Source organism: Mesobacillus maritimus, assembly GCF_019749255.1.
Lineage (GTDB): Bacteria > Bacillota > Bacilli > Bacillales > Cytobacillaceae > Mesobacillus_B > Mesobacillus_B maritimus_A.
Map to the genome: position 1 here is coordinate 1 of NZ_JACWFH010000036.1, position 25202 is coordinate 25202.

The following is a 25202-nucleotide window of genomic DNA, read 5'->3' on the forward strand; positions in this document are numbered from 1 at the left end:
GTCGGGGGTTAGTCACCCCCTCCTACTCGATTAGCAACACTATGTGCAAAATTCACAATGGAAACCTAGTAAGCAGCTCGACCCTTGAATTTCTCTATTTTTCTACTTAACTACTCGTTCATAGCAGTTAAGGAGGGCTTTTTCAACTCATCCCTTAGCGTACTCAGGGGAAAAAGCGTCACTGAAACTCCTAAAACAAGAAACACCTTACCATGCAAACAACTAATGGATTCTTTCAATTTCGCAGCATATAATATTTTTATATGCCTCTGTAGCTATAGAAGGGAAGAGCGCCGGAAAACATTGTAGCGCCGGGTCGCAAGGCGAGGGTTTCAGAAGCACCGAAAAGCAAATAAGCTGAGACAGGTGAAATTCCTGTCGGTGAAAGTCCGTAGGGAAGCGTGTTCCCCCTAGCCTATGCTTACGAAAGGAGTGCGGGTTCGAATCCCGCCAGAGGCATACATTTAGTTTGCCCTTTCCTTGATAGGAAAAAGCAACTCTATCTTTTTTTAAGATCCAAAAGGTTGTTAAGTTTACTTAGTAAACAAAACTAGTTCTCAACAATTGGTAGAAAAGTTTACTCCTTAAAATATTCCCCCTTAAATCAATAATCTGAATACGCTGATGAAATATATTCTCAAAATGATTTCTTATCATGAAGGAGTGTATAAAGACTACCTTAAAATTAACATGAAAGATTAGCCTGCTTTGCGATGTAAAAGAGAGGTTAATTCTGTAAAAAATCTGAATGGAATTAGTATGAAAGATTTCATTTAAAAGTCTTATTCTCCAAAACCACCACTTTTTTATCCGTAGATTTTCCAATTTGTTTCGTATACTCCACTACCTGAACAATATCCTTGCAACATTGTTTTGCTCCTAAAACTAATAATGGGACACCAATGAAATCAATTCCAAGACCTCTTGAAAAGAACCCACCCAATGTCATGGCTAGCGGGACAGTCGGCGATGTATTGGAGAAAATGATTTTTTCGTGCTGGTGATAGGCATCTTGCAACAATAAGCAAAGATTTTCTAAAGCAGGAATAACTAGTTTATTCCTTTTTCTTCCAATTGTATAAACCGAATTTCCATCCTCATCAACTCCATGAAAAAAAATCTTACCAAAATCAGCTTTGGTTAATTGGTTAAAATAATCCACATTTAGGATTTCTTCTTTTGTTAACTGCCGATCCATTGGCAGTTTCTTTAAATGATAAGCTGCAGCTAGTGCAGTGCTATGAGTTCCAGCATAATCATCGTATAAGTAAATCACAGAATCATCCTCTTAAGACAGTTAGTTATAAATAGTATCACCTGAATGAATACTATTCATTAGGGGGAAAGAGGCTTCTTCATGCTTTTTCCTAAACCATTAACTTAAAGGTGGCATTTTAATGCATTTTCCAACGATTCATACAAATTTCTGGGATGCAATTATTGCGGTTCCTGTAGTCTTGGTAGTAACTCAACTAATCAAGTGGATTTTTAAGGTCCCAAGTAGGTGGGTGCCAACAGTGGCGCTAGTCACAGGTGTTTGTATTTCCATCTTTTTTGCACACCGCCATCACCTCTTTGCTGGATTATTCATGGGATGGTTCTATGGATATGCTGCGATTGGTTCTTACGCTTCACTAAAAACAACAATAAAAGAATTCAGAAAAGGATAGGAGTGTAGTGGATTTTACTAGGTTCAAAGGGAAATTAATAGTAAGGGTTTATAGCAAGAATGCAATGACCCATGTTCCTGTCCTAATAACCTTGTCTGCTGTAGTGGGTAATTAACCAGAACAAGCTTTGATACATATATTAGAGCAACTCTACCCATAAGGATCGGGAACACGGGAGTGAATGCGTATGCAATTAGTAGAATATGGAAAAGAACTAAAGAGGATTGGAAAAGAAATTAGTGAGATAAGTGGAGAAACCGAAAAATCACCCTTATCTGATCATTTAAACAAGAATATCGCCATTTGCAAGAGGACCGTACAGAAACTAAAAGGGATTGAACCACCTCCATTTTTGAGGGTCGAACATAAAAATTTGACGACAGTATTTGAACGACTGATTACGGCCTATTCACTTCAGCTCGAGAGTGCAAAGAATGAACGACATCATTATTCTAGCGATTTGGATGTAAAGGGGAAAGCAATGGTGGAGGAAGAAACACAGAAAATATGGCCAATTTTTATTGCAATCCTTACAAATAGCAACCATTTTATGTTTCAAAAGAATCAAAAATAATCGTTGGAGTGAACGTATATGGATGGAGTAAGGAGCGAAAAAGGAGAAGAGAAGGAAAAGAAAGAATTAATACAATCTCTGGAAAAGGGGATTGCGGTTTGTCAATGGATACAAGCAGGTGCTGTGTTCACAGAAGCCATTTTATTAACTCGATTATATTTCTTAAATGGAGAATCAAGTGCGGAGCAAAAAATCTTAGCGGGTATATGGACGCAAACGATCGGACAACTAATTGAAGCCCATGGTGTAACGAAACAGATTAACAACCTAAATGAAATCTCTCTATTGCAAGCACAAAAATTAACCGTAACTGGAGATATATTACAATCTCTAGGATCTGGTTTACAAGCAATTGGAGGCGAAGAAGTGTTGATTTCTGATGGGATTGGGAATATGTTTGAATCGATCATTCCGTAATGATGCGTTCCCCTATTTCTTAGCGGTTATGAAATAGGGCTTTTCTTCATACGTCCATTTGTAACTTGGGCCAAAGAATAGAATGAAAAAATAGATCAATTGGGAAGATAACGCTAAAGGTCGCGTTAAAAGGAGAATGAACTGATGGATTTTTTGATTCCAGTCCTAAGGACAAGCGTAAGTTTCATCCTTTTACTTTTTGTTACTTTTTCAATTGGAAAACATATCGGTTCTCATAAAAATTATTATAGTTTTGCTTTGTCGGTCGTTATTGGCTCTTTCATAGCGAACATGGGCTTTGATACAGCTTTAAGTTTCAAAGAAATGACTGTAGCGTTTCTAACCTTAGTCATTTTGTTCTATTTGTTTAATAGTATCTCCTCAAGATCCCGAAGTTTACGGAAGTGGTTATCTGGAAGACCGACCGTGTTAATCGAAAAGGGAAAGCTTTTAGAAGAAAATATGAAAAAAGTAAAGTTCTCAATCGACGACTTGAATCAACATTTGAGAGAGAAGAATGTATTTAACATTTATGAAGTAGAGTTTGCGTTATTAGAAGTAGACGGGGAACTATCCATTCTTAAAAAGAAGCCTTATCAAAGTTTAACAAAACAAGATTTACATATCCCTCATTCGAATGAGAATTTACCTGTTGAGTTGGTGATGGATGGAAAAGTAATCGATAAAAATGTTGACGATAAGTATAACCGCGAATGGATTGAATCGGAATTTCGGAAAAGAAATCTAAAAATCGAAGAAGTTTACTATGCGGTCATCAATAGCAACGGATCTTTATTTGTTGACAAATATAAGGATCATCTACAATCACCAGTCGATGTAGAATAGATGGTACAAGAAAGAGAACAACTCATGAGAACGGCAAAATCATATGTCTGTGGAAACATGTTTAAAGAAGCGGGTTAATAGGGGATGTTTTTACTGTAGAGTAGGTCATGCCTAGATTTTGGTAAGTATCAGATTAAAATAACCATCCATTCTATGATAAATATGTATAGCTTATAGGCAGGTACCACGGTGGTGTCTGTCTTACTTGATGTTTTGCAGCTTGTTGATTGGAAAGAACAACTGGGTATTGGTTGGCATATAGTAGGATATGAAATGAAAAAGAAAGGTTCATGATCATGTCATCAATAATCATTAATTTACACTATTTGAAGATTAACAGTATTTCTGGTAATGGTTCTGTCACCATTGGGGAGGCAGCTTATAATAGTCCGACCGCTTATAATAAATCGCAAGGGATGAATTCATCTTATGGAGATACCTCTCCAACAGAAGCAATCATGGAAAACATCTTGATTGATCCGGATGTTAATGATCAGACAGCTATCGGGAATACGGATACTTCTTATGTAAACCCGAATCGTTCGATTCCACCAGTTCCACCAGTCCCACCACTAAGTTAAAAGGAGGCAGAGAGTATGCCTTATCAAATCAATATTTTGAATTTAAAAGTGAATGGAGCGAACCAGAACGGCAATATTGATGTGGGTCCTACTGTTCACAACAGTCATACAGCCAATAGTAAATTTATCGGAGCGAATATTTCTATGGGTGATTTTTCCCCAACTTCATCCGTATCAAGTTCTGGAACGATTGATACAGATGTAAGTGACCAAGATCAAATTGCGAATCCTTCTATGCCAATCGCCAATCAAATATAAAGGAGCAGCTTAGGGCATGGACATCGAGAAAATCAGAAAATGGCTTGAAATCACGAATGAATATAAAAAGACCGATTTTTGGACAAAAGTGTTGGAGGAAAAGCAACCGGAGGGATTTGTAAGGCTTCAGGATCAGTATCCAAAATATGATATGCTTCAAGATGATTATTATCATTATGTGATTGTTGAAATTCCAGGGGTTCATGCAGAAGAACTAGACCTTAAACTTATATCTAAGAAGGAAATCAGGATAAGTGGTCGAACGCAGACTTTTCTTCCTAACCAAACGGAGGTTAGGGTTGAAAGATACAATGGACACTTTGAGCGTGTGATAGATCTCCCAGAAGAAACCCGAGCGGATTTATTACAAGTAAGCATGGATAAAGGGTTACTATTTATTTCATTTCCTCGAAACGTCGAGAAAATAACCATTCTAAGATAAAAAGCCTCAAGTACAATTGAGGCTTTTTTATTATTCACCACACCTTTTCCTGCGTTTGCAGAGGTCTGTAAAGTCTGAGCTTTGCAAAAACAGCATTTTGAAAGAACATTCAATAAGAAGGAGGCATAATTAAATCCCAACAAGGTATTTGTTAATGCGCTGATTTTTCAGATTTATGATTGGCGTTGGAACTTATATTGAGTGATCTATATAAATCTAATAACCCCCACTCCATCGTAAGATCTATTGTAAATATTTTGGGTGGTCTTGTGTTTTGTTCATCTTCAATTCCTCAAAAATAGTTCCTTTTGGTGGTGAAGCAGTTTGTGTGTGTGGTTGTTCACGATTCTGAAGGGATGGTAAATAGGAATCTAACACTTTTTTGAATTCACCAACTGTTAAAGGCTTAGCATCATCCTTTAACTCATACCCAAGTAGTCCATTCGGTTCAATGGTTGCTGTTTTTAGATCCTCAATATTCGATATTCCTTGATTACGTAACCTCATTTCCAATTGGTCAACGGTAAGACGTAGTTTTTTAAGCTGATCAATTTTTAAAGTCCCGTTTTCAATCACGATTTTAGATTTCCCTGTAATGAACCTTTCAAAGAAATTAAATTTCGTCTCTAAATATTCGATGGTGAGAATAGAAGCCACAAAAATACTAGCACCAACGATGGCCTTAATTACACTTTTTTCAACGATGGGTTGTACGATAATGGTCCCAATGGAAATCATCACAATGGTTTGTGCAAGTGTCATTTGTGAGATGGATTTTCTTCCTGCGATTCTTAACAAGAAGATACCACAGAAAATTAATAAAAATGATTTCCAAATGAATGATAACTCCATATTTTAGCCTCCCTTATCATTAAATTTCCCATTTTCGGTTGTATTTACTAGGGAATTTTTTTGTTGTGAGAATGGTTTCAACCATCCGTCCGAGACGAATAAGTGAATTTTCTTGCTGCCAATAAATATAGAGGACTCCTGTTCTTTCTCCACACTTATTAAGTGGATTCTTCAAAGGTTTGCAGAGTTTAATGGAGATTGATTTCAATTTAATTTCAACTATTTCTAAAACCTGAATATAGATTAGAGATGAGTTTGGGTGATGAGAACACAGTGCCCCCAAATAAACAAGATAGAAGGGATGTATATGGAGGTTATTGGGAAAAGCGTGATTCGTAAAGAGGCACAAGACAAAGTGACAGGCCAAGCCCAATATACACACGATTATCATACTTCAAAAAAGTTGTCAGGAAGGGTCGTGCTCAGTCCTTATGGTCATGCACGAATTCTCTCAATCGATACGACAGATGCAAGGAAAGTACCAGGAGTCCGAGCGATTATAACAGGAGAACAACTGCCTCTAACTGGTGAATCGATGCGGGATCGCCCTCCACTTGCGACCGATAAAGTACGCTATCATGGTGAAGCCGTTGCCATCGTGGTTGCGGATACACCCAATCAAGGGGACCTTGCTGCCAGTTTGATTCAGATTCAGTATGAGGTACTTCCAGTCGTTCATACCCCAACACAAGCATTTCAACAAAATTCTCCGTTAGTCCATGAACACTTAGGTGAGTATGAGAGGGAAAAAGATGTGTATCCGGTTCCTGGGACGAATATTGCTCATCATGTAAAAATACGGAAAGGAAATATGGAAAAAGGCTGGGGGGAAAGCTCTGTTACGGTCGAGGGAGACTATTCGTTTTCTCCATCCGATCATGCAGCAATGGAGACGAGAAGTTCGACCGCTGAGATTACACCCGACGGGACTATAAAAATTATCACCTCATCACAAGCTCCCTTTATGGTAAAACAATTAATTGCGAGTTATTTTGACGAGGATATTGGAAAAATTGTCGTCGATACTCCGCTTGTAGGTGGTGCCTACGGGGGAAAGGCTTCCGTGCAATTAGAAATCCTAGCTTATTTAAGCTCAAGGGCGGTCGGAGGAAGGGCGGTCGAGATTTTCAATGAGCGAGAGCAAGATATGATGATGTCACCCTCTCATATAGGCCTAGATGCAAAAATCAAAATCGGGGCGGACCATTCGGGTGTGATAAAAGCAATGGAAATCCAGTTTTTATGGGATGGTGGAGCCTATTCAGATAAAGCCATTGACCTCACGCGCGCAGGAGCAGTTGATTGTACAGGGCCGTATAAGGTTGATCATGTCTGGTGTGATTCTTATTGCATGTATACCAACCATACGTATGCAGCACCGTTTCGCGGTTTTAGTCATTCCGAACTTTCATTTGCTGTTGAGCGAACCTTAGATCTATTGGCAAAGAAACTCAATATGGACCCGCTAGAATTGCGCGAGCGAAATGCCATTCAACCCGGTCATACTACTCCGACAAGAGTTCTTCTTAATCAAAGTAATGTCGGGAATTTGCAAGAATGTATTTCGAAATTGCGTACGTTAATACGGTGGGAAGAAGGACCAGTCAGGGAAATCAATGAGAGGTTGGTTAGGGTAAAAGGAGTTAGTTGCAGTTGGAAAACATCGACGATTGACTCGAACGCCCCTTCTGGTGTGATCCTGACTTTTAACCGTGATGGAAGCATCAATTTAATGTCTGGTGTTGTCGAAATTGGCACAGGAACGAAAACCGTGCTAGCTCAAATTCTTGCGGAAAAATTGAAAATGGATGTCGACAAAATACATGTCCGAATGACTGTGGATACGCAAACGACACCTGAGCATTGGAAGACAGTCGCAAGCAGGGGAATTTATATGGCAGGAAGGGCGCTATTAGAGGCAGCTGATGATGTGATTGCTCAATTAAAAGAAATAGCCTCCATTGTTCTTAGGGCACCAATTGAAGATCTAGAAGTAGCACATATGAAAGTATTTACAAGAGACGACCCGCGAATAAGTGTTGATTTTAAGGATATTTGCTATGGGTATCAATATCCAAATGGAAATTCAATTGGTGGCCAAATCATCGGCAGAGGAAATTTTATTCTTCGGCATCTTTCACATCTGGATCCTGAAACAGGAGAGGGAAATCCTGGACCAGAATGGACGGTCGCCGCTTATGGGGTAGAAGTTGAATTTGATCGGCGTGACTTGACCTATCGATTAATCAAAGCAGCTTCAGTGATTGATATTGGGATTGTGTTAAATGAAAAAGCGGCTTTGGGGCAGGTGATGGGGGCGATGAGCATGGGGCTATCGTTTGCGGGGAGAGAAACCTTTTACTACGATGAGTTTGGCCGGGTATTGAATCCGCAACTCAGGACGTATCGACCAATCCGTTATGGAGAAAATCCAGAGTATCTTGTTGATTTTGTGTATACCCCTGATTTACAGGCAGCTTACGGTGCGCGCGGGGTAGGAGAACATGGTTTGCTCGGCATGCCTAGTGCCCTAGGAAACGCCCTTTCCTTAGCGGCAAATGTGTCTCTTCACCACCTTCCGTTAACCCCCGAGTTAATTTGGAAGACAAAGGCAGGGAACGTGTAATGTTGCCATTTAGTTTTGAATATGAACGACCAAAATCCTTCCAGGAAGCTGTGACACGGTTTCAACAGGCAGACCAAAGTGGAAAAGAGCCGATGTATATTTCCGGTGCAACAGAATTCCTCACCCTTGGGAGGATCAACCAAGTGTATACAGAAGCAGCCATTGATGTAAAAGGCATTCCAGAAGGCAAGGTAATTCAGTTTGATCAGGGTTATCTTGTTTTAGGAGCTAATTTAACACTGACGGAATTAGAGGAAGCGAATGTCTTTCCATTATTGACTAGTACCTCTAAGCAAATAGCCGACCATACAGCACGTGGAAAGATAACTCTAGGTGGGAATATTTGCGGACAAATTTTCTACCGCGAGGCTGTTCTTCCGCTTTTATTAGCAGATAGCCAGATGGTGATGGTTGGGCCGGAAGGGGTAAAAGTAAAACCAATTAATGAGATTTTTTACGAGAGACTGTTGTTGCAAAAAGGAGAGTTCCTAATTCAGGTAGCGACGGATACTCGCTATCTTCACGCGCCTTTTATCAGCATCAAACGCCGGCAACAATGGGATACAGGATACCCATTAATCACCATAGCCGCTTTAAAAATCGATCGCAAGGTAAGGGTGGCCATCAGCGGCCTCTGTCCGTTTCCGTTTCGATCAAACGAGATGGAGGATGCTTTAAATAACCTTGAGGGATCGCCGCAGGAGAAAATCCAAAATGCTTTAGCTAGCATACCCAGTCCAATCCTTGATGATGTGGAGGGATCATCTGAATACAGATTATTCGTTCTACAAAACCTTCTTTTGGATGTATATGAAGCGTTAAAGTTTGGGGAAAGGGAGTGAGTGGTTGAAACTCCATACCATACAATTAAAGATTAATGATGAACAGCAAACGGTGACCGTTCGATCGGGAGACACGCTTTTGTACACGATTCGAAAACAACTTGGTTTAACAGGTGCAAAGCCGGGGTGCCTGAATGGGGATTGTGGGGCTTGTACCATTCATGTTGACGGCTGGCCGATGAAATCATGTTTAATGATGGCGGTAGAGGGGGAAGGAAAGCAAATCACCACCATCGAAGGCCTAAAGGATACCCCGATTCAGCAAGCGTTTGTTCAACATTTTGCTTTCCAATGTGGCTATTGCACACCAGGGTTTATTATGAATGGTCATTCTCTTCTTCAAAAAAAACCAGATGCAGATGATTCGACCATTAAAGAATGGCTTGAATCAAATATTTGTCGCTGTACCAGCTATAGCGAAATCGAAAAGGCCATTAAGTTTGCCTTAGAAAAGAATAAATCATCCTAGTAACCTATAACAGGACAAGAATGACAGATCCCTTAACAAGCATGCTTACCTTCTTTCATATACCTAACTGAAAGGTAGAAAGACGATAATGATAAACCCTTAGGTTCAGTGAGTTTTGGAGTAAGAGAGGGGAAAGCGTATGAGAGAAATCTACAACGCACTGAAGAGCTGCTGGGAAGAAGGAAAACGAAGTATTCTTGCAACCATCATAAAAGTCGAGGGTTCAGCCTACCAAAGAGAAGGAGCTCGGTGTTTATTATTGGAATCTGGAGAAGTGATTGGAATGATTAGCGGAGGCTGTGTAGAAGGGGACCTTTTAGAACATGCCAAAGATGTCATTCTATCTCATACTCCAAAGAAAGTAGTTTATGATTTTAATGGAAATGAAGATGATTTGTGGGGGTTGGGTGTCGGGTGTAATGGCGTCATCACGGTCTGGTTAGAACCATTTGATCCGATTGATCAAAAAGAAAAAACCAAACAGATTCTCGATGAAATCGAGGCCAGATTACATTGCAATCAACCTTATTATTTTTTTATGTGTATCGAGTCATCAGAACCAGACAAAATAGAGGTGGGACAGTATCTGTCAACCTTTCACCAAAAGCAAAAGAAGAATTGTTTCAATGGTTCGATGAAGGCTGGAATAATTGAAACAGTGATAGAGGGGGGGAAGGTGAGGGGATTTGTTGAACTAGTAAATCCTTTGCCTTCCTTATTGATTGTTGGCGCTGGTCCTGATGCAGCATTGCTCGCCAGACGTGCCCATGACTTAAATTGGAGAGTAAACGTGATGGATCATCGGAAGCAAAATCTGACCTCTTTGTTTCCAGAAGTAAACCATCTATTGATCAAAAGAGGGAATTATTCTTCATTAAACTTGCCAACAAATCCTTACATCGTAATCATGACCCACAATTTAGAATTAGATTATCTGGCTCTTCAAACGTTTATACAATGTAACTTCTGTTACATTGGTGTGTTAGGGTCACATCAACGAATGAGGAAACTAGTGGGGTTGTTGAAGGAGAGCCTACACGGCATTGATCAAGATAAGATGGCAAAGATCCACTCGCCAATTGGGTTAGATATTGGTGCACAAGGGCCGGAAGAAATCACGGTAAGTATTATGTCAGAATTAATTGCTGTGAAGAACGGCCGCGCAGGTGGTTCCTTAAGCAGGTTGTGGATATGAGTAAAAAAAAGGCATCCGAAGAAAAGTTCAATCAAGAAGTTTGGATCGTCGTACTTGCTGCAGGGTATTCCAGAAGATTGGGGCAGCAAAAGTTATTATTGCCGTTTGGTGGCAAAACCCTTATACGATTTCTCGTGACCAGACTTCTTGCAGCAAGTGCAGATGGAATTGTCATTGTGACCAATTCAGAATATCCAAAAGTGAAGCAGGAAGTAAACGATTTGCCAGTTGTTGTTCTTGAGAACAATCAATCTTATCAGGGAATGAGTTCCTCGCTGAAGATGGGGATCCAGTATTTACACCAACGAAACGTTGGAGCAGCCTTAATTGTCTTAGGTGATCAACCCTTCATTTGTCTACAGACGATTGATCTATTAATTAAAGAGTATAAAGAGAACACATATTCAATTCTTCAACCAATCTATAAAACAAAACCCTCCCATCCTGTCCTTTTTTCTTTTCAGTGGTTTCCTGAAATTCTAAAACTTGAAGGAGATCAAGGAGCGAAAACTCTTTTGAAAAATAATCAGGATAAAGTGACTTTAGTAAAGGTACATTCTGAAGCCCCACGAGATTTTGATCACATGAGGGAATATGTGGAAATAGTCCAATGGGGAAAAGAACATAAATTCTTTTAATAAAGCACGGTATTTGCTTTATGCACGAACGAACGATCAATCAATTGAAAATACCTACAGTTGGTTACGTTTGTGGTGACGAATGTGCGATACAGATAAAAAATTGTTTCGAATTTCATTATTCTAGAGAGGCTGAATATTTCTTAATCTTTATTCCCCGAATTGCTTGAAAGAAAAAAGTTTATCAGTTCTCCGAAGCTTCAGGAGCTATCTGAACTCGGTTAATCTATAAAGAAAGATCGGGATAAGGAAATAAATGGAAAATAGCTCAAACTAGGATTGAGCTATTTTCAAGACAAGAAAATGATGATAGTACTTACAAACGATTACCAGTAATAAGGGTAGCCAGGGTACCCATAGCCATACCCATAACCAGGGTATAACGCACTACCTAATAAACCTCCTACAACTCCTCCTAAAAATGGATTGAAGCCAAAGCCCCACGGTCTAAAAAATGGCCGGCCAAAGAAGGGTCTTCCAAAGCCAAACGGACGACCAAAGCCGAATGGTCTTCCAAAGCCAAACGGTCTTCCGAAACCAAATGGACGACCAAAGCCAAACGGGCGGCCAAAAATCCTTTCCTCATTGTCGTGTGATTGAACAAGGTCAAGCTCATTATACATAGTTGTTTTCCTCCCTAGATGTTCAATTTTATGAAACGCTTAGAGTTTCATATCCATTCTAAAAAATGAATAATTTCTCTTACTATGATTTCACTTTTAGCTGGTTTAGTACGTATGCTAGACGACAATAATGTTTTTTCTAATTAAAAATGGGTCTATCATATCGTTAATAAGGATAAACGGATTCAACTTCATCGCGATGATAGAACCAAGGCTCATGGTGGAATGGATAACCTCCATAAATAGGGCCTCCCAAAAATTATCTTTCCATTTTTTCTCTCCTCCCCAAGTTATTTCAAAAGTAGTGTATGTGTCCATATTCTAAACCGGATAGATGAGTGCCTATCTTCCTTAAAAATAGTTCCATTTTTTTGTGTTCCTAATGAATGTCATAAGATTCTCACGATATAGTGTTCTTCCTTGCTTATAGCGAAAGAATGGCAATCCTATAAAATAGTGCTGTTTTTTGTCCTCCAATTGAAAAAACCCTGCTACCTTTGCAGAGTTTTTTCGAAGCACTTTAAGAATATAGGATGAAGCAATTGTGAATAATTTATTTTTCACCTAGGTGACCGTACAATTCTTCTAGCGGTTTTGAAATGATTCTATTTAATTCAACCATCAGCATATTCACTTGGTGATCGGCTTCCATTAACCTTTTAAATGTTTGATTTTGTTGGGCGGCTGTCTCCATTTTTTGCAATGCCGCGATTTCTTGCTGCTGAATTTCCTGCCCCATCATTTGTTTTTGGTGTAATTGGGTATGGAGCTGGTTGATTTGATGGTAAAGCTGTTTGGCTTGTGGGTCTTGATTCAGAGCTTGATAAAGTCTTTGTAAATTTTGATATTCCTTGCTTTCACGAAATACCTTTTCAAAATACAACGCTGCCTCAAATAGGGTACCGGACATACCAACATTTCCTCCCTGCAAGATATATTTGATTCTATTTCTAATGGATTTGAAGTTAGTGTATGTTTCCTAATGCAAAAAGGGTAGGCAATTACCTAGAGCGGTGCATTTATAAAAGGGAAGAGAGGGATGAATGAACCAAATGGCCTTCGTAAATTTTCATAGAGAACTTTTGAAACACGTTATCCTTTTATACAGAGTGTTGGTATGGAAAGAGTAGGGAAAGACGAATTCACGGGGTTTAAGCCGCATCATAATCATGGTTCTGTTGATTACAATCTGTTGATGCTGTCATGTTTACCAATGTTTGTATGTTACTTCTCCACCAATCCCAAACTCAAGATGTCAATCAAAATCATTACACAGAAGGGTATGTTATGTTTGTTTGAGAATGGACAGATAATCACGTTTTACATGAAAAACAAGAGCATACCCATGGAAACTAAGTTGGGGAGATGTACGGTGCACCAGAAATTATACAATTAGTCCAAGTCTTAAATAGGAAGAAGGACCAGGATAACAAATATCGCTTGAATGAGGTTGGAAGCGTAAAAGAAGTACATTTCATGTTCCGCTAGCATAGGATAGGTAAAAATTTATGAAAGAGTGGATGAAAATGTACAATGGCCGTTATTATGATTCAAACACGCATCCATATCAAAACCCTTATTATGGTAATGCGCCAATGGGATGGCACAATGAATATACCATTCAAGCTGCATCAAATAGATTTGGGTATGTTCAAACGCCATATGGTAGAAGGATGGAACGAAAAGATTATGGACGGACACCATTTGTCCTCAATATTAATGAAGCGGCGAAACAAAACAATAATTACCGTACCACCATATGGACAGGAGATCATTTGCAAGTAACGTTGATGAGTATTAAAGTTGGGGAAGATATAGGTTTGGAGATTCACCCTCATGTTGATCAATTTTTACGAATTGAACAAGGGCAAGGGATGGTTCAAATGGGCAAGCAAAAAAATCAGTTAAACTTTGTCCGGAACGTAGGGGATGACTCGGCAATTATGGTACCTGCTGGGACCTGGCATAATGTAAAGAATACAGGCAATATCCCGTTAAAACTGTATTCCATCTATGCGCCTCCACAACATCCATTTGGTACAATTCATGTAACGAAAGCAGATGCTTTCGCTGCGGAACGCTCAGTTTATTATAAATAGAGAAGGATGAAAACATCAGTTGTGGAATCCATTAAACAAGATTCTTCGGAGCCTGATGTTTTTGGCCGATTGTTTGTTGCGAAAGCGACTGAAAATAATAGATTCTTCCTGATCGATCCTTTCTATTCTTAAATTTCGTGTTTCCCTTTTTCTTGAACGAACGTGTTTCGTTCAAGAAAAAGGAAGAACAGAAAAATAAGAGAACCAAAGTTGGTTCTCTTAAGGAAGATTGATCTAGCTCAAAAACAACGAGTTTAGATGCTTTGACTTATTGTTTGTTGAAATCCCCAGAAAAATTCTTCACGACTGCTTGAATCTCAGGTAATTTCTCTGGCTTTATAAGGCTAATCATTTTTGGAATAAACGCTTGAATATCCTCTTGTGAAAAGGTACCTTCATTTTGTTTCTTGAAGTTTTCTACTAGTATTTCTCTAGCTTCCTCTTCTTTCCCCTCTTGAACTCTTTGTAAAATAAAACTTAAGAACTTTTCTTGACCTTGTTTATCCATACATTGCACTCCTAAAGAAAGAATTTAACACCAGTAAGTCTTGGGTCAACTATAGTTTAGATTAGTTTTTACTATAAATACAACTCAATATTCTCACTTGTTAAATCTTATCTGTAAGAGGGTTCCCCAACCGATGATATTTACCTCATTTGGAACTGTCTTTCTGTATTAGTCACTACTTTCATCATTGCTTGCGTTATCGTCGTAATTCTCTTTCTTTTTTCTGCCATCAAAATGGAATGGAGGGTGACAGTCGAAACATTGGCTAAAGGAATCGTCTGGACATTCGCCCAGAATAGGTTGGGTTGGGTCAAAGTTTGGATTATCAAGTACTTCGTAAGGTCTCATCATTTCGTGATCTTCGTGCTCAAGGATATGGCAGTGCCATGGGTAAACTCCAGTGAATGGTCCAAAGCGGGCTATAATGCGCGTCACTTGGTCAGGGTTTGCGCGAACAGTATCTTTCCAACCTCTTTCATTCGGATCTGGGGCTATTGGGTCTCCTATACTGGTGATATTTCCATTTGCATCGAATGTGATGGGAGCTCGATTGAGTATTTGGAATTGAACGAGGTGTAAGTGAATCGGGTGAGTATCAGGTGTTAAATTGTAAAGTTCCCAAACTTCTACCGTGCCATTGTACGGGGTTTCCGTGATTGGCTGCTCGTTCCAATCCATATTATTTAAGAGAAGTTTTAACCGGCCGAATTCGTCGTCACTTTCTACTAGGAAGTTCTGTCTTACTGGTACAAGAGGATTCTGTTCAAGTCTTTCTAAACAGCTAAGTTTTGATGGAATTTCGCTTCTATCCGGGCGAGAGACTCTCTCTTTCACTCGAAATTGCATAATTTCTGGAAGTGCCGGAACATTCGGGTTCCCATTCGGGAATGGGGATGGGGCATCATTTGTTAGAATGATGTTCTGACCAGCATAGTTTGAAAAATCAATCATCATATCTCCCCGTTCTGCCGGAGCAAGCAAAAGTCCTGCTTCATTTGTAACAGTAACAGGTTTTTCAAGAAAACCTCCGTCTGTGCCGATTTGGACCATATCTTGTCCAGAACTAAGTCGTAACCGGTAAAAACGGGAATTCGAACCGTTCAAGATACGGAATCGATATTTTCGTGGCTCGACTTCAAGATAAGGCCACACTTTTCCATTCACTAGTGCAGTATCGCCGAAAAACTCTGGAACGACGGATGGATTAGGCGGTGGTGGAGGTGGATCTTGATCTGGGAGAGACGGATAAAATAATTCACCTCGCCGTTTTCCACTAAGATAGAACGAACGATCTTGGATAACTAACGGAATCTCATATTTCCCACTAGGAAGATTCAGCATATCTTCGGCCTCATCTCGAATCAGATAAAACCCTGCAAGCCCTGCATAAACATTTAAACGAGTGATCCCAATCGCATGGTCATGATACCAGAGCGTAGCAGGACGCTGGCAATTAGGGTAATAATAAACTTCATGTAAGAATTTTGTTCCAACATTTTTAAAGTCCTTCGTAAACCATGCTTCCGGAAACCCATCATTTTCTGGTCGAACACGTCCCCCGTGTAAATGAACAACGGTCCTAACGGAAGGTTGGTCATGGTCTGTACCATGAAGCGTACGATCAACTGGCAAGAGGTGTTCATAAGGCAAATGGTTTTCCCATCTTACAAGAATAGGACGATTCCGACGAACCTCAAACGTCGGGCCAGGATACAAACCGTTATAGCCCCAAACGGTAGTTGGTGGCAAATCACGGTGCAATTTTTGCTGAACTTGCTTCATGGCTACCTCATAATAGGGAATTCCGTTGTGTTTCCCTTTTGCTTTCAGCACACTAGGAATCGGCAACGCATCAACAAATTTGTCTAGTGACAATGTACGATCACTCCTTCTACTATTATTTTTCTCTATATCCTATGCGGGAATTTAACAAGAGCTTGGTTATATGGTCATAGATTTAAGTGGAGTTTTAGTAAAATGGGTCTTCTAAAGATAAAGAGCAAAAACAAATTTATATCGCTTTAGAGGGAAGAGCGCCGGAAAACATTGTAGCACTATATTCAGGAGAAGGGTTGCAGAATCATGGGAAAGAAAATCTGCGGAGTAAGTGAAATTTCGTAGGGAAGACTGTTCTTCCTAGCCTATGCTTTTGAAAGGAGTTCGGGTTCGAATCCCGACAAAGGTATACAATCAGTTCCCTTACAAATGATTGCCTAATAGAAAATAGAGTTGACTTCACTAACCAGTCCTTTAGTGAGAGCAACTCTATTTTTTATCGAAAAGTTTTCATTAGTAATCAATATTAGCTTTCAACAACTATTCGATCAGTAGGAATACCTTCTGCATCACAACGAAGTTGATAAAAATCCTGAACGATTTTAGGTTCTAGTATCATGGTTTCTTTCATTTTTAGAAGGGTTCTTTTGCCTACCCGACGATCTAAAAGCGTCAATATTTTAATTAAGTGATCTGTTGACTGTAGCAATTCTTCGATGGATGAGTTGAAGTAGATCTCTAAGGCAGTGAAGAAATCATATTGTGCATAGATTCCTTCTGTTTTTAACTGTTCGTGTGCTTGGTCTTGAATATCTCGATTCATAGTTATATCATCAAAATTGAAATGGTCGTTTTCAACTCGTATCTTTGTTTCTCTAGCATATTCAGCTCTCTCTGCAGTGATGGTGCACATACTTACCTTTTCCACTTTATCAACCGTAATCACAGCTCTCCCTAACTGGTCATGGGCTTTACGGTAATTGATGATATGAAAGTCTACTCTCATTCTCAGAGACTCGCAAATATAACTCTTCAACTGTTTCTTCGCTTTACTCCATTTAGGACTGTATAACAACTAATTCCCCTCCGGATATCTTAGATTCCATTCTATACATGTAACCAAAACTAGTTCTACTCTCTTTTTTATGATTAGGCTCTGTTAACCGTTAATGTTGATAAACTGTAGAAACAAAAGGACCCTAGAGGTTCTTTTATTCGTTTTCTAAGAAATGCTACTCGTTTTTTAAAAGGGATTATATACTTACAAATGTTTATGTCCCAAAACTGCAATTGTATGGAATTGTCTAGATTTTGGACCTTTTAATAATGCAACATTGAGAAATCCATTTTCCTTAGCAATAGGAATTAATCGATCTTCAATCATACTTTTTATCCCTTCCCAGATTTCATCATCTTTGGCATCACAAAGGGTGATGACGAAATATCCTCCAGGTTTTAATACCCTGTATATTTCTGAGAAAGTTTCAGATAAATTTTCCCAAAAATAAATTGAGTGTATGCTTAACACTTTGTCAAAGTTTTCATCTTGGAACGGTAATCTATTAACATTTGCTTGAACCAATGTAGCTTTTTTAGCATTTAATCCGTTTTTATTTCGAATCGCAGCCGACCGAATAATGGTAGGCGATAGGTCCACTCCTACTACTTGTTCTACTAAAGTTTGGTCTAGGATAAGTTTCATTGCATAACCAGCACCACATCCTAATTCTAATACACTCTCGCCCTGCACAATGTTTAATAGCTCAATAGTCCATAGAGTTTCAGGTTTATGTTGCTTTACCATCTTTTCACCAATATACGTTCCTAATAGACCTTGCGGCTTTCCATATTGTTTATCAATTAATTCCGTAATCAGCTTAATCATACCCATTATCAATCCTCTTCGGTTTAAACGTTATAGTTTGTATTAAATGTACCCTAAAGTTTGGTTTATACCACTATTTGCAAATCCTGCCTCGTTCCTGAACAAGAAAAATCTATTATAACTGAACAGTGGTTAATCTGAGTTTATCATAAGTGGCATTCCACTCTAGTGAAATATGAAACTTTTCAGAAACTTCTACCGTACTAGTAGATATGAAACGGTACCGACGCGAACTCATAAAAGGGGGAAGATACGATGAAAAAAAGACTTGGTATTGCAGCGAGCATTATTGGGGGAAGTTTCCTTTTATTTGGTATTGGAAGTTGGGTACTTCAGAAGGTTGCAAACAAAGAGGATCCAGAGTATTTTTTACAATTCATTAAAGAAAACGGAGCGAAGCAAAGTGTTGCGGTTTCTATACAATACAACCAGGACTCGCTTGCTGCCGTAAACGAACAGGTTTCATTGCCTTTAGCCAGCACCATGAAAATCATCCTTGCGATTGAATACGCTCGGCAGGCGGCAGAAGGGATGATTGACCCTCAACAACCTGTCTCACTTGACGAATTGGAAACCTACTATGTTCCCAAAACAGACGGTGGTGCCCATGAAGCTTGGCTTGAATCTGTGAAAGAAACAAAGCAAGATGACGCTGTTCCTTTAAGTGAAGTCGCAAACGGAATGATTGCCTATAGCTCTAATGCCAATACAGAGTATTTAATAGAAGTGCTTGGGGAAGAAAACATCAATGGGAACATAATTGACCTAGAAATCAACAGTCATGAGCCTATTTATCCGCTCGTCAGTTCCTTGTTTATCCCAATTCAGGTGATGAACGAGGAGAACTTAACGAAACAAGAAACGGTGGCGAAGCTTAAGGAGATGAGTTTGGATGAATACCGCGAACACGCGAAACGGATTCATGAAAACTGGAAGACCCAGCCTCCTACAGACGAAGAAAAAAAGAACATCATAAACGAACTAGACATGGAGTTTCAGAGAATCTGGTCGGATCGTTTGCCACGGGGGAGTGCAGAAGATTATCTTTCCATTATGGAAAAACTCAACCGCAAAGAATTCTTCAAACCTGAAGTATATCAGCATCTAGATCCTGTGATGGAACAATTAATGAAAAACCCACAGAATCAAGAATGGTTAACACATGCCGGTCAAAAAGGTGGGTCAACAGCATTTGTTCTCACGATGGCGATGTATGCCACAGATAAAAACCAAAATAAAACAGAATTTGTGTTTTTAGCAGATGATTTATCATCCACCCAACAAACCAAACTAAGCCGAAACATGAATCAATTTCAGTTAAAGTTGCTTCGTGATGAGGATTTTAGGGAGAAGGTAAAACAAGAACTAGAGAATCTTTAAATGGATGACAGGTAAGTATCTTTATTGAACAGTTTAAACAGAGAATGTAGTTTTATATAGTAAAAGATGGATCAATTCTAATTTGAAAAAAGAGGGATTATTTGAACGGCCAGTAAATAGCTTTCTTCATCAATTAGTACTATTTTTATAAAAGGGGAAGAGATTGATGAAAAAACATTGTTGTGAGGATATGGATTATCATGCGAATTTCAAATGTGATATTCATGAGAATCCATTTGAGTGTCCTGATAAAATCCTTATCTTTAATGGAAAAGAAAATGATTACGGCTTGATCATTCATGATGGTGGTTCTTCAAGAATCGGAATAGAATTTTGTCCGTGGTGTGGTTCAAAATTAACATGAGGCAATATCTTCTTGAAAATGAAGGCCCCTTTAGTAATAGAACATTTTTCACAATAAATAATATGGGGGTATGAAATGAGTAAAAATAAGCAATCTCAAATAAATTCATTTGTGATTGCAATAGTGAGTATTATTCTCTTTTGTTAGGATGTAGTGGGGGAGAACGATTAATCAATAACGACCTAGTAGTTGGACTTCCTCAAGTCATATTAGGGTTCGTAGGTGGAATCCTTGGATTTTAACAATATAGGCTAGCTAAAAAGAAAGTAAAATTGGCTGTCGAGGACAGGACATTGGGTCGAAGATGACATTGTATAAACAGCTAAAGACCATCTCAAATGGAACGGTTTAAAAGATAGCTCTTTTCGTATTCAATAAAAAGGAAGAAAATGTTATTCTTATTCTAGATGGTTGCTCTTCTAGTATAGGTGGGGAAAGCTTTAATACATATAGACTACAATATCACTTTGGAGGCACATCACTACTTATAACGGAAGCAAGTCCTTGATATATGAAACAGTGCTTGAATAAAGGAGTTGTATAAAATGAATGGAAATGAAGGCACAGAACTAAAACTCTCTTCAAAAGCAGAAAACATTCTATCTCAGATCAATAGTAAAACGAAGCTTGGCGACTTACGAAAACTCGCGAAAGACATTAAAAAAGATCACGAACTCGCTATGGAACTTTGGTCAACAGGAGAGTTTTTGCCCAGACAATTAGCCATCTTAATTATGGATAAAAAACTCCTTACAGAGGATCTGCTAAATCAGCTTGATCAAGATATGCAGATTCACCCTTTTAATGAGCGAAATAACTTAATGGATTGGTTAATGGCCAATCAGCTCACCAAAGACAAGAAGAAAATTGCATTGATAGAGTCATGGGAAAATAGTCCTTCTGCTCTTCAAAGGCGAGTGTTCTGGTATTATCAAGGGCGATTGAGATGGACTGGACAAACACCACCTGAAAATACCGAATACTTGCTATCAGCATTAGAAGCTAAGATTGCCCAGGAAGAACCGGAAGTACAATGGGCGATGAATTTCACCGCCGGCTGGATAGGCGTTTATGATGAAAAGAATCGTGCACGTTGTATTAAACTTGGTGAGAAAACGGGTCTTTACAAAGATGACAAAGTTTCGAAAGGATGTACTCCAAACTATTTGCCGGAGTTCATTACAATTGAAGTAAACAAACGCCATGATCATTAGTTACCTCTGAGTAATTAATTAGGGATTCATGCAAAAAATAGAGGAACTCAAAGACTCAATCTGAACTGCTGAGTCCAACAATACTCTCCAATAGAAATAATCTATCAAAATTGGACGCTTTTCTGAAATAAGGAAAGCGTTTTTCTTCATGCAAAGAGGCTGATTGTAGAGGAGCCCTAATTTGGAGCAGGTTTAATTCGGCGGCGAAATCATTAGAACAGGATGCAAAAATTAAAGTACATAAATTTGATGAGTCAGATAAAAACTATTTCATTTGTATTCCATTCGCAATGCTGTTTTTACCTTATTTTCTTTAGTGTTTTTCATTTTCCAAAACTAGGTTCTAACCTATTTAGCAATGCAGTCTTAAGTTGGATGGGTGTTGATTTTGTAATGGGATTAGGATTATTCTCATTAAGCATAATTTCATTCTGGGGAAGTTTAGAGTTGGAATTGATGATGAAAAGAAAATAGGTGAGTTTATAACCATAGGTGTTTTACAATTTGCTGCTTTCCCAATTACATAGCATTTGGGTTTGTTCTAACATTGAATTTGAACCCATATATACAAATAAATCATTTCGCTATTTAAGCAGTAACCCTTTGGTACTCATATATAAAATAATCAAGCTCCTGACTAGCTTGTATAGTCCGATCATCATTAAAACCGTAAGTCAATCCCATCTTAATAAGATGCTTCCTCAAAAATTCAATATAAGTTAAAAGCTCACAGGGTCTTAAAACTATTTTTTGAGCGGTATTTTTCATAAAGTCTACTCCTTTTTTTACCTAAGAAACATCTTACCAAATTAATGGGATTAACTAAAGGGATTATTTTCTAAAAATGTAAAAGAAAGAAGCTAAAAAGTTTACTTACTCTTATTTAAGGCTAATCATTTACTTTGATAAACCTTATAAATTTTGAGGTGAAGAAGCTGAATCAAGAGTAAAAATGGATAAGTAATAGCGGATAACCAGTAGTTCCATTGGTTGTGGTAAAAATATCCAAATTCAATAGAGAGATACTCAAAAGTCAGGCTAAATAGAGTCCAACCTACTATATAGGTTATTTGTTTCTGGATTGATTTTCTAAAAGGGTAAGAGTTCATATATAAAACACCTGAAGAAGGAAAAATGAACAAAATTGGCAAAAAACCCGCCAAATCAACACCAGGATTAAAATATCCATAAAGATTATATTTGAGGTCTAAAACTATATCACTAACAAAACCAAATACAATAGAAAATAAAGCAATAGCGTACAACTCGTTTTTGGGTAGATTCTTTGGGACTAATAACGCAACTACAATAAAAATAGTTACAGAAATAATTAAGAAGTACATACAATGTTCATTCCTCTTTACAGATCATTACTAAATATTGTTACCTAGCTACCATAAGCTAAACAGGATGAAAATTTCTCCATAGTTCCTGCACTAAAAAATTGTTTCAGTTTAAAGCATCACAATACCAAAGGAAAGGAGAAAAAAAGACTTCATTTTTAATGAAGTCAAAAGAATATATACATAAAAGGAAAATGAAAATTAGGGGTCTAAATTCACCTAAGTTCCCATGAATTACTTTATGAAAAAAAATAATCATGTTACATGCATATAGCCTGTTTTTTCGGAAATGGATTATTGTACAAATTTGAACAAATTATATGTAAGAAAAAGCAGGGTGTTTTAAGTGAAATAAGAAGGCTAAAAATCAAGCAAGTTTTTATACAAAAATCAGGTCTTGCGTTTACCTAGTTTTGTAGAGCAGACGTAAGTTCTGCTTATATTTTTGACTTAAACACTAGTACATATTTTTGGCTAACCACCATACACAATCTTTCATATCAATTAACATTAGACAAGAAACTACAATTTCTTGTGTACGCGTTTCGACAAATTATTATCGTTAAAATATCTGTGCCTATCAAAAAGATATCTAATTGCTATCAATCTGATAGGGTAGGGAGAAACCCTTATTCCCCTAGGTGTCTCACTATTTCTTTGTTCTCACGATGGCGATGTATGTTAGCTAAAAAGCAAAGGATGTTTATAAGTATTAATGACGATTCGGGGCCGTACAGTGATTGGAGATGAATGGTATAAACAGCAAAAGACCTTCTCAGGTATATTTAGTCAAATGCCAATTTATCAGGAAGAATCGTATTAAAAAAACTCAGTGTAGTCCTGCAATTGATAATCTGCAATATCCACTTGATTTTGAAAGATGCAAGTTGAAATTCCCAATTCTTTTGCGGGTAATAAATCTAATTTTCTGTCCCCAATGGCTAGGGTGATTTTGTATTTTTCGTGTAAATGTTTGTAAGCTGATGGGTTAGGTTTACGAGGGAATCCGTCATCTTTCGTAACCATATCTACAAAGTATTTATTCCATCCATAATATTTTAAGATGTCTACAACACCTTTTCTCGACTTGTGTGTGACAATTACATTTTTATTTGCAAATTTTAAAATTTCTTCTACGCCATTAAATGGTTTCATATCTTCTGGAGTTATTTCTTTCTTTAATTTTTTTATCCAATCTTCTTGTTCACTTGAAATGTTATAAAATTGAATTGCGTGTGAGTAGGAAACTTTTAATTTCTCATAGATTTCCTGTTTATCTGCTGTTTCACCCAACACTTGAGAAAGAATTCTTGTATATACAGGATAAGTATCAAATAATGTTCCGTCGAAATCCCATAAAATGTTCAATAAAACCAAACCACCCTTAAATCATTATTTTGATAAAAATGCTTATATACATTTTATCACGATTTCAAAACTTTCTAGTAATATTACTGAAGAATATGAACTAAGGAATAAATGACTACGGCTATATAAAACTCTTTTTTAAAATCCCTTACCTTACCAAAGACCGTTAATTTGGGGTACCACCAGCAAGCTGTTTAAATACTTATCAGGATAAATTACCTTGATAGGATAATTTCCATCAAACTACTAGTTAACTAGATTAATAATCGTGCTACAATGAACCATTATCATCTAATAAGGCGGTGTTTTAATTGTTCATTTCTCCAATGCTCTTACAAAGAGTCGACGAACCATTTGACTCCGCAGACTATATTACAGAACTAAAGCTTGATGGAATCCGATTAATCTATTCTGTTGATGACGAGGGAAAAGTTCGACTTTATACGAGGCACAACAATGAGGTAACGTCTAAATTTCCGGAACTAACGAACATAGGAATACCCGCTGGAACAGTTCTAGATGGAGAATTAATTGTAACAGACAAAGACGGCAAGCCGGATTTTGAAGCAATGATGAATCGGTTTGTGTCGGAAAGAAATTCAACGCCTCCGGTATCTTTTGTTGCATTTGATGTTATTAAATACAATAATGAACGGGTAACAGCTTCAACTCTGCTTGATCGCAAAGACCTCCTCGCTGACATCATCAAACACGACAGTGAACAGTTATCAAAGGTCCAATACATTACTGGAATGGGCCGGGCATACTTTGATGTTGTTCGTGATCAATCTCTCGAAGGCATTGTATTAAAACGCAAAGATTCTCGATATCAAGTTGGAAAGCGGTCGAGCGATTGGTTGAAAGTAATTAATTATCAATACACTGAAGTGTTTATTACCGGATACCGAAAGAAAGAGTTTGGACTGCTGCTGACTGACTTAGAAGGGAAAAATGTGGGCGTTATGGAACTAGGTGTTTCACAGCATGCTAAAGAGTGTATATCCAATGCAGCAATCCTAGATGAAAACGAAAATTTTCGGTTCATTGAACCGCTCAAGTGTCGGGCGAAATTTCGTCATTATACAAAAGCAGGACTTTTGCGTCTACCAAGTTTTGTAGAGTGGACGTAAGTTCTGCTTTTATTTTCGACTTAAACACTGGCAACAATTTCCTTCTATCCTTTATGCATAATCTTTCATATTTTTTAGTCTTAGACAGAAAACTACAATTCT

General features: G+C 38.1%; 30 protein-coding genes. 18 read left to right on the forward strand and 12 right to left on the reverse strand.

The window, feature by feature from the left end; all coding sequences use genetic code 11:
- Positions 1-769 precede the first annotated feature (769 nt).
- On the reverse strand, positions 770-1276 hold the full coding sequence (locus tag H0185_RS21680) for a DUF3189 family protein (RefSeq protein ID WP_221875594.1): 507 nt from the start codon (positions 1274-1276) through the stop codon (positions 770-772).
- Positions 1277-1397: 121 nt separating this feature from the next.
- On the opposite strand from H0185_RS21680, the gene H0185_RS21685 reads away from it, so the two are divergent.
- The 7 genes from H0185_RS21685 (at position 1398) to H0185_RS21715 (ending at position 4788) form a co-directional block, all read left to right on the forward strand.
- Complete coding sequence (locus H0185_RS21685) at positions 1398-1670, forward strand: hypothetical protein (protein WP_221875595.1); 273 nt, start codon at positions 1398-1400, stop codon at positions 1668-1670.
- A gap of 187 nt (positions 1671-1857) precedes the next feature.
- Entirely contained in the window at positions 1858-2244 is a 387-nt protein-coding gene (locus H0185_RS21690) for a hypothetical protein (RefSeq protein ID WP_221875596.1), read from the forward strand.
- An 18-nt stretch (positions 2245-2262) separates the two neighbouring features.
- A complete protein-coding gene (locus H0185_RS21695) occupies positions 2263-2661 on the forward strand; it encodes a DUF6944 family repetitive protein (protein WP_221875597.1) in 399 nt (132 codons plus the stop codon).
- Between the two features lie 144 nt (positions 2662-2805).
- Complete coding sequence (locus H0185_RS21700; RefSeq protein ID WP_246629351.1) at positions 2806-3507, forward strand: DUF421 domain-containing protein; 702 nt, start codon at positions 2806-2808, stop codon at positions 3505-3507.
- Between the two features lie 296 nt (positions 3508-3803).
- Positions 3804-4088, forward strand: a complete 285-nt coding sequence (locus H0185_RS21705) for a spore germination protein (RefSeq protein ID WP_221875598.1) — start codon at positions 3804-3806, stop codon at positions 4086-4088.
- Between the two features lie 15 nt (positions 4089-4103).
- Positions 4104-4346, forward strand: a complete 243-nt coding sequence (locus tag H0185_RS21710) for a spore germination protein (RefSeq protein WP_221875599.1) — start codon at positions 4104-4106, stop codon at positions 4344-4346.
- Positions 4347-4362: 16 nt separating this feature from the next.
- Entirely contained in the window at positions 4363-4788 is a 426-nt protein-coding gene (locus tag H0185_RS21715; RefSeq protein WP_221875600.1) for an Hsp20/alpha crystallin family protein, read from the forward strand.
- 243 nt (positions 4789-5031) lie between these two features.
- On the opposite strand, the gene H0185_RS21720 is transcribed toward H0185_RS21715, so the two are convergent.
- A complete protein-coding gene (locus tag H0185_RS21720; protein WP_246629352.1) occupies positions 5032-5640 on the reverse strand; it encodes a DUF421 domain-containing protein in 609 nt (202 codons plus the stop codon).
- Between the two features lie 307 nt (positions 5641-5947).
- Here H0185_RS21720 and H0185_RS21725 point away from each other — a divergent pair, with 307 nt between their 5' ends.
- The 5 genes from H0185_RS21725 (at position 5948) to H0185_RS21745 (ending at position 11410) form a co-directional block, all read left to right on the forward strand.
- Positions 5948-8266, forward strand: a complete 2319-nt coding sequence (locus H0185_RS21725; RefSeq protein WP_221875601.1) for a xanthine dehydrogenase family protein molybdopterin-binding subunit — start codon at positions 5948-5950, stop codon at positions 8264-8266.
- Positions 8266-9108: an FAD binding domain-containing protein gene (locus H0185_RS21730; protein ID WP_221875602.1), complete on the forward strand. Its 843-nt coding sequence runs from the start codon at positions 8266-8268 to the stop codon at positions 9106-9108. Before H0185_RS21725 ends, H0185_RS21730 begins: the two co-directional genes overlap by 1 nt.
- A 4-nt stretch (positions 9109-9112) precedes the next feature.
- Positions 9113-9577, forward strand: a complete 465-nt coding sequence (locus H0185_RS21735; RefSeq protein WP_221875603.1) for a (2Fe-2S)-binding protein — start codon at positions 9113-9115, stop codon at positions 9575-9577.
- Between the two features lie 139 nt (positions 9578-9716).
- Positions 9717-10772 carry an XdhC family protein gene (locus tag H0185_RS21740; RefSeq protein WP_221875604.1) on the forward strand — a complete coding sequence of 352 codons (1056 nt, stop codon included), beginning with the start codon at positions 9717-9719 and terminating at the stop codon, positions 10770-10772.
- Positions 10769-11410 carry a nucleotidyltransferase family protein gene (locus H0185_RS21745; RefSeq protein WP_221875605.1) on the forward strand — a complete coding sequence of 214 codons (642 nt, stop codon included), beginning with the start codon at positions 10769-10771 and terminating at the stop codon, positions 11408-11410. Before H0185_RS21740 ends, H0185_RS21745 begins: the two co-directional genes overlap by 4 nt.
- 326 nt (positions 11411-11736) lie before the next feature.
- On the opposite strand, the gene H0185_RS21750 is transcribed toward H0185_RS21745, so the two are convergent.
- From H0185_RS21750 to H0185_RS21755, 3 genes are all read right to left on the reverse strand, one after another.
- Positions 11737-12033 (reverse strand): hypothetical protein, encoded by a 297-nt coding sequence (locus H0185_RS21750; protein ID WP_221875606.1) that lies wholly within the window; start codon positions 12031-12033, stop codon positions 11737-11739.
- Between the two features lie 117 nt (positions 12034-12150).
- The gene (locus H0185_RS24380) at positions 12151-12273 is read right to left on the reverse strand and encodes a hypothetical protein (protein ID WP_281427664.1); all 123 of its coding nucleotides are present in this window, start codon (positions 12271-12273) and stop codon (positions 12151-12153) included.
- Between the two features lie 313 nt (positions 12274-12586).
- Positions 12587-12943, reverse strand: a complete 357-nt coding sequence (locus H0185_RS21755) for a YlbF family regulator (protein ID WP_221875607.1) — start codon at positions 12941-12943, stop codon at positions 12587-12589.
- Between the two features lie 598 nt (positions 12944-13541).
- Here H0185_RS21755 and H0185_RS21760 point away from each other — a divergent pair.
- Together H0185_RS21760 and H0185_RS24385 are read left to right on the forward strand one after the other, a co-directional pair.
- Positions 13542-14132: a cupin domain-containing protein gene (locus H0185_RS21760; RefSeq protein ID WP_246629353.1), complete on the forward strand. Its 591-nt coding sequence runs from the start codon at positions 13542-13544 to the stop codon at positions 14130-14132.
- Between the two features lie 6 nt (positions 14133-14138).
- On the forward strand, positions 14139-14264 hold the full coding sequence (locus tag H0185_RS24385; RefSeq protein WP_281427665.1) for a hypothetical protein: 126 nt from the start codon (positions 14139-14141) through the stop codon (positions 14262-14264).
- A 136-nt stretch (positions 14265-14400) separates the two neighbouring features.
- Here the strand turns inward: H0185_RS24385 and H0185_RS21765 are convergent, their stop codons facing one another.
- The 4 genes from H0185_RS21765 to H0185_RS21780 form a co-directional block, all read right to left on the reverse strand.
- Positions 14401-14640: a hypothetical protein gene (locus H0185_RS21765; RefSeq protein ID WP_221875608.1), complete on the reverse strand. Its 240-nt coding sequence runs from the start codon at positions 14638-14640 to the stop codon at positions 14401-14403.
- Between the two features lie 168 nt (positions 14641-14808).
- Complete coding sequence (locus H0185_RS21770) at positions 14809-16515, reverse strand: multicopper oxidase family protein (RefSeq protein ID WP_221875609.1); 1707 nt, start codon at positions 16513-16515, stop codon at positions 14809-14811.
- 427 nt (positions 16516-16942) lie between these two features.
- Positions 16943-17491 carry an SF0329 family protein gene (locus H0185_RS21775; RefSeq protein WP_221875610.1) on the reverse strand — a complete coding sequence of 183 codons (549 nt, stop codon included), beginning with the start codon at positions 17489-17491 and terminating at the stop codon, positions 16943-16945.
- Between the two features lie 186 nt (positions 17492-17677).
- Positions 17678-18307: a class I SAM-dependent methyltransferase gene (locus H0185_RS21780; RefSeq protein ID WP_221875611.1), complete on the reverse strand. Its 630-nt coding sequence runs from the start codon at positions 18305-18307 to the stop codon at positions 17678-17680.
- A gap of 249 nt (positions 18308-18556) precedes the next feature.
- On the opposite strand from H0185_RS21780, the gene H0185_RS21785 reads away from it, so the two are divergent.
- From H0185_RS21785 to H0185_RS21795, 3 genes are all read left to right on the forward strand, one after another.
- Positions 18557-19681 (forward strand): serine hydrolase, encoded by a 1125-nt coding sequence (locus tag H0185_RS21785; protein WP_221875612.1) that lies wholly within the window; start codon positions 18557-18559, stop codon positions 19679-19681.
- 166 nt (positions 19682-19847) lie between these two features.
- Positions 19848-20045, forward strand: a complete 198-nt coding sequence (locus H0185_RS21790) for a DUF6980 family protein (RefSeq protein ID WP_221875613.1) — start codon at positions 19848-19850, stop codon at positions 20043-20045.
- A gap of 545 nt (positions 20046-20590) precedes the next feature.
- Positions 20591-21259, forward strand: coding sequence for a DNA alkylation repair protein (locus tag H0185_RS21795; protein WP_221875614.1), 669 nt, complete (start codon positions 20591-20593; stop codon positions 21257-21259).
- Between the two features lie 588 nt (positions 21260-21847).
- Here the strand turns inward: H0185_RS21795 and H0185_RS21800 are convergent.
- The 3 genes from H0185_RS21800 to H0185_RS21810 all read right to left on the reverse strand — a co-directional run bounded on the left by H0185_RS21800 (position 21848) and on the right by H0185_RS21810 (position 23970).
- The gene (locus H0185_RS21800) at positions 21848-22027 is read right to left on the reverse strand and encodes an aspartyl-phosphate phosphatase Spo0E family protein (protein ID WP_221875615.1); all 180 of its coding nucleotides are present in this window, start codon (positions 22025-22027) and stop codon (positions 21848-21850) included.
- A 125-nt stretch (positions 22028-22152) separates the two neighbouring features.
- Positions 22153-22602, reverse strand: coding sequence for a CBO0543 family protein (locus H0185_RS21805; RefSeq protein WP_221875616.1), 450 nt, complete (start codon positions 22600-22602; stop codon positions 22153-22155).
- 819 nt (positions 22603-23421) lie between these two features.
- Positions 23422-23970, reverse strand: coding sequence for an HAD-IA family hydrolase (locus tag H0185_RS21810; RefSeq protein ID WP_221875617.1), 549 nt, complete (start codon positions 23968-23970; stop codon positions 23422-23424).
- A gap of 311 nt (positions 23971-24281) precedes the next feature.
- On the opposite strand from H0185_RS21810, the gene H0185_RS21815 reads away from it, so the two are divergent.
- Positions 24282-25100, forward strand: coding sequence for an ATP-dependent DNA ligase (locus tag H0185_RS21815; RefSeq protein WP_221875618.1), 819 nt, complete (start codon positions 24282-24284; stop codon positions 25098-25100).
- Positions 25101-25202 lie beyond the last annotated feature (102 nt).

Coding starts and splice junctions, on each gene's coding strand:
- H0185_RS21765 (WP_221875608.1), bottom strand. CDS start 14,640: ATGGATAAACAAGGTCAAGAAAAGTTCTTAAGTTTTATTTTACAAAGA.
- H0185_RS24385 (WP_281427665.1), top strand. CDS start 14,139: ATGAAAACATCAGTTGTGGAATCCATTAAACAAGATTCTTCGGAGCCT.
- H0185_RS21710 (WP_221875599.1), top strand. CDS start 4,104: ATGCCTTATCAAATCAATATTTTGAATTTAAAAGTGAATGGAGCGAAC.
- H0185_RS21720 (WP_246629352.1), bottom strand. CDS start 5,640: ATGGAGTTATCATTCATTTGGAAATCATTTTTATTAATTTTCTGTGGT.
- H0185_RS21760 (WP_246629353.1), top strand. CDS start 13,542: ATGAAAGAGTGGATGAAAATGTACAATGGCCGTTATTATGATTCAAAC.
- H0185_RS21730 (WP_221875602.1), top strand. CDS start 8,266: ATGTTGCCATTTAGTTTTGAATATGAACGACCAAAATCCTTCCAGGAA.
- H0185_RS21750 (WP_221875606.1), bottom strand. CDS start 12,033: ATGTATAATGAGCTTGACCTTGTTCAATCACACGACAATGAGGAAAGG.
- H0185_RS21790 (WP_221875613.1), top strand. CDS start 19,848: ATGAAAAAACATTGTTGTGAGGATATGGATTATCATGCGAATTTCAAA.
- H0185_RS21745 (WP_221875605.1), top strand. CDS start 10,769: ATGAGTAAAAAAAAGGCATCCGAAGAAAAGTTCAATCAAGAAGTTTGG.
- H0185_RS24380 (WP_281427664.1), bottom strand. CDS start 12,273: ATGGAGGTTATCCATTCCACCATGAGCCTTGGTTCTATCATCGCGATG.
- H0185_RS21715 (WP_221875600.1), top strand. CDS start 4,363: ATGGACATCGAGAAAATCAGAAAATGGCTTGAAATCACGAATGAATAT.
- H0185_RS21725 (WP_221875601.1), top strand. CDS start 5,948: ATGGAGGTTATTGGGAAAAGCGTGATTCGTAAAGAGGCACAAGACAAA.
- H0185_RS21785 (WP_221875612.1), top strand. CDS start 18,557: ATGAAAAAAAGACTTGGTATTGCAGCGAGCATTATTGGGGGAAGTTTC.
- H0185_RS21800 (WP_221875615.1), bottom strand. CDS start 22,027: ATGAAAAATACCGCTCAAAAAATAGTTTTAAGACCCTGTGAGCTTTTA.
- H0185_RS21700 (WP_246629351.1), top strand. CDS start 2,806: ATGGATTTTTTGATTCCAGTCCTAAGGACAAGCGTAAGTTTCATCCTT.
- H0185_RS21705 (WP_221875598.1), top strand. CDS start 3,804: ATGTCATCAATAATCATTAATTTACACTATTTGAAGATTAACAGTATT.
- H0185_RS21805 (WP_221875616.1), bottom strand. CDS start 22,602: ATGTACTTCTTAATTATTTCTGTAACTATTTTTATTGTAGTTGCGTTA.
- H0185_RS21695 (WP_221875597.1), top strand. CDS start 2,263: ATGGATGGAGTAAGGAGCGAAAAAGGAGAAGAGAAGGAAAAGAAAGAA.
- H0185_RS21795 (WP_221875614.1), top strand. CDS start 20,591: ATGAATGGAAATGAAGGCACAGAACTAAAACTCTCTTCAAAAGCAGAA.
- H0185_RS21755 (WP_221875607.1), bottom strand. CDS start 12,943: ATGTCCGGTACCCTATTTGAGGCAGCGTTGTATTTTGAAAAGGTATTT.
- H0185_RS21740 (WP_221875604.1), top strand. CDS start 9,717: ATGAGAGAAATCTACAACGCACTGAAGAGCTGCTGGGAAGAAGGAAAA.
- H0185_RS21685 (WP_221875595.1), top strand. CDS start 1,398: ATGCATTTTCCAACGATTCATACAAATTTCTGGGATGCAATTATTGCG.
- H0185_RS21690 (WP_221875596.1), top strand. CDS start 1,858: ATGCAATTAGTAGAATATGGAAAAGAACTAAAGAGGATTGGAAAAGAA.
- H0185_RS21780 (WP_221875611.1), bottom strand. CDS start 18,307: ATGGGTATGATTAAGCTGATTACGGAATTAATTGATAAACAATATGGA.